This window comes from Streptomyces sp. NPDC031274, assembly GCF_055570235.1.
The window spans coordinates 1-2359 of the sequence record NZ_JBVIHP010000091.1 but is presented as its reverse complement, the minus strand read 5'-3'; the positions used below and the strand labels follow the sequence as shown (position 1 = coordinate 2359).

The following is a 2359-nucleotide window of genomic DNA, read 5'->3' as shown; positions in this document are numbered from 1 at the left end:
CAGCTCTTCGTCCTTGCCGCTCTTGGTGTACCGGCCGTCGATCAGAAGTTGCCGGAAGGAGATCGCCGAGACTGCGGGCCCGCAGGGAAGATCGAGCCAGGTCACATCGAGCATGGGGTCGGGCTTGAGCGTTGCCAGGGTGCCCTGGGCTGCTATGTCCTGGTCCGTTCCGTCGGACTCGAAGACGGCCATGGTCAGTGAGCAATGAGCTACTCCGCCCCCGTCCTCGATGTCGTACAGCCCGATGCCGAAGAAGGAGACGCCTCCCGCCAGCATTTCGTCCGCCGTGGCGCTGTAAAGCGCTCCCATCATTTCCCAGAGTGGTGTTTCACCCTGGGGATAGATGTCTCTTACCAACTGCCGCACTGCTTCGGCACGTTCCGTCTCACCCACAGGAACTTCGATGGCATGCATGCCATCGGGGAGGTGAAAGGTCATGGGAGGCAGCACGGCCGCTCGCACGCCCAGGGGAAGGGGTCGCTCGGCGTTTGTGGTGTCGGCGTCGTCCACGTGGTGTGCCTTCAGTTCCCGTAGTCGTTATGAGCGATGGTGTATGCCTTGTAACCGGTGGTGCCGGCTTTGATGGCGCCGTCCAAGGCGCGCCCGGCGTTGCCCATGGGGGCGATCAGCTCGTCGCTCTTGACGAAGGGAAGCTTGGATCCGACCGTGTTGATCGACTTGGTCCCGAGCAACTGGCCTCCACGGAAGTTCTGCAGCCCGCTCTCGGCCGCCAATCTCATGCGGCTGCCGCCTTCACCGAGCTTCACCATGGGAGTGGCCTTCAAAGGTCCGAAGAGTTTGAAGGACTTGCCGACGCCCGTCACGGCCCGATAGCCCGATCCGAGCTTGGCGGCGCGGGCGGCGGCGCTTGTGCCCTTGGCGAGGGCGGCGGTTCCGGTAAGCCCCTTGACGCCGGGCAGGACGCCGAACGCATCGAATCCGATCTCAACCCAACTGACGTCCGCACCGGCGGCTTTGGCAGCGAGGTGGGTGAGGAGGGCGGCACCGCTTGTCACCATGGCCGCAGCAGCGAAGATCGCTCCGATCGGCTCGAAGGGGGCCGTGATGATGGCCAGCACCCCCAGTGCGCTGCTGATCAAGCTGAGCACATCGCCGATTTCCTTGATCATGTCGGCATGGTCCTTGATCCACTGGCCCGTGGCGTCCCACGCGTCAGCGACCCCCTTGGTGAGCTTGTCCCAGAAACCGGGCTCGTCCGGCGCGATGTCGCCCGCCTTGTCGAGCTCCTTGCTGATGGCTCCCGCGGCGCGGCTGTAGCGGCCCTCCAGGTCGTGGACCTGCTGGGTGACCCCGTCGACATCCCCCGACGCCTTGGCGGCTTCCTCGCTGTCGGGCTTCGCCTCTTCCCGGGCCTCCAGCTTCCGCCCGGCAGACTTCTCGAGCCGGTCCGCCTCGTCCTGGAAGTCCTGGAGCTCGCCGGCCCACTTGTGCAGCGCCCGCGAGGCCTTGTCGAAGGACTCATGACTCTTCCGTACGAGGGGAGTGACGTCCTGCCCGATGTACTCGGTGAAGGCGAGGGCGGTCTTGCCCTTCCAGGCCCCGCACTCGATCCGCTCCAAGTCCCGTACGGCGTAGCCGAGTTCCGTCGCCAGCCCGCCCAACTTCTTCGCGAGCTCCCGGGTGTCCGTCACATCCCCGGGGGTGGGGTCCCAGCCGATGTGAGTGAAGGCAGGCCGACGCCCCACGTCACTTGCCCTTCTTCTTGGAGTCCGACTCCGCCGACTTGAGCGACTCGGCCAGCTCCTGGTCCAGCTCGCTGAACTTCTCGCCGATCTTGTCGATCATCTTGACGGCGCCGTGCGTGTGCTTGCCGAGCTGCTTGACGCCGTAGCCCCACTCGTCGGCGAACTCGTGTACGTCCTCGACGAGTTTGCCCGCGCCGACGGCCGAGCCGTCGGTGTTGCGCAGGGCGCGGCGCGCGGCGTCCATGCGATCGCTGACCGTGGAGAAGGTCTTGCGCAGGTCTTCGAAGATCGTGTCGTCGAGGCGTAGGTCACTCATGTCCGCTGTGTGTTTCCCCTCGGCGGTCATCGTCGGTCATCGGCGGCTGGCAGGCGCGCGGGAAGGGCGCCGCGACCGACGATAGCTGTGGGATGCATGGATTCGCCAGGGTGAATCCCTGTGAGGCACGGGATAGCAGCAAGATTCACGCAGACCCAATGCGCGCAGGCCTGACCGGAGCTGGAATGCGTTGCCTTCCCTTTGCCTTCCGCTTTGCTTCCATTTACCTGCTTGGTGTCCTGGCCTGGCGGGGAAGTGAGTCGAGGCGCGTGAGGACCCTCGCTGCAGAGTCAGCTAGGTACTGGTCACCGGTACGCACCCTGAACTTCGCCGGCGC

General features: G+C 65.2%; 3 protein-coding genes. All 3 read right to left on the bottom strand.

Annotation, left to right across the window (positions count from 1 at the left end; genetic code table 11):
- Positions 1-510 (bottom strand): hypothetical protein (locus ACZ5CR_RS43720; RefSeq protein ID WP_468868831.1); only part of this gene is annotated, 510 nt, incomplete at its 3' end.
- An 11-nt stretch (positions 511-521) separates the two neighbouring features.
- Positions 522-1652, bottom strand: coding sequence for an enoyl-CoA hydratase/isomerase family protein (locus tag ACZ5CR_RS43715; protein WP_468868827.1), 1131 nt, complete (start codon positions 1650-1652; stop codon positions 522-524).
- Between the two features lie 55 nt (positions 1653-1707).
- Entirely contained in the window at positions 1708-2022 is a 315-nt protein-coding gene (locus tag ACZ5CR_RS43710; RefSeq protein WP_468868822.1) for a hypothetical protein, read from the bottom strand.
- Positions 2023-2359: the final 337 nt, after the last annotated feature.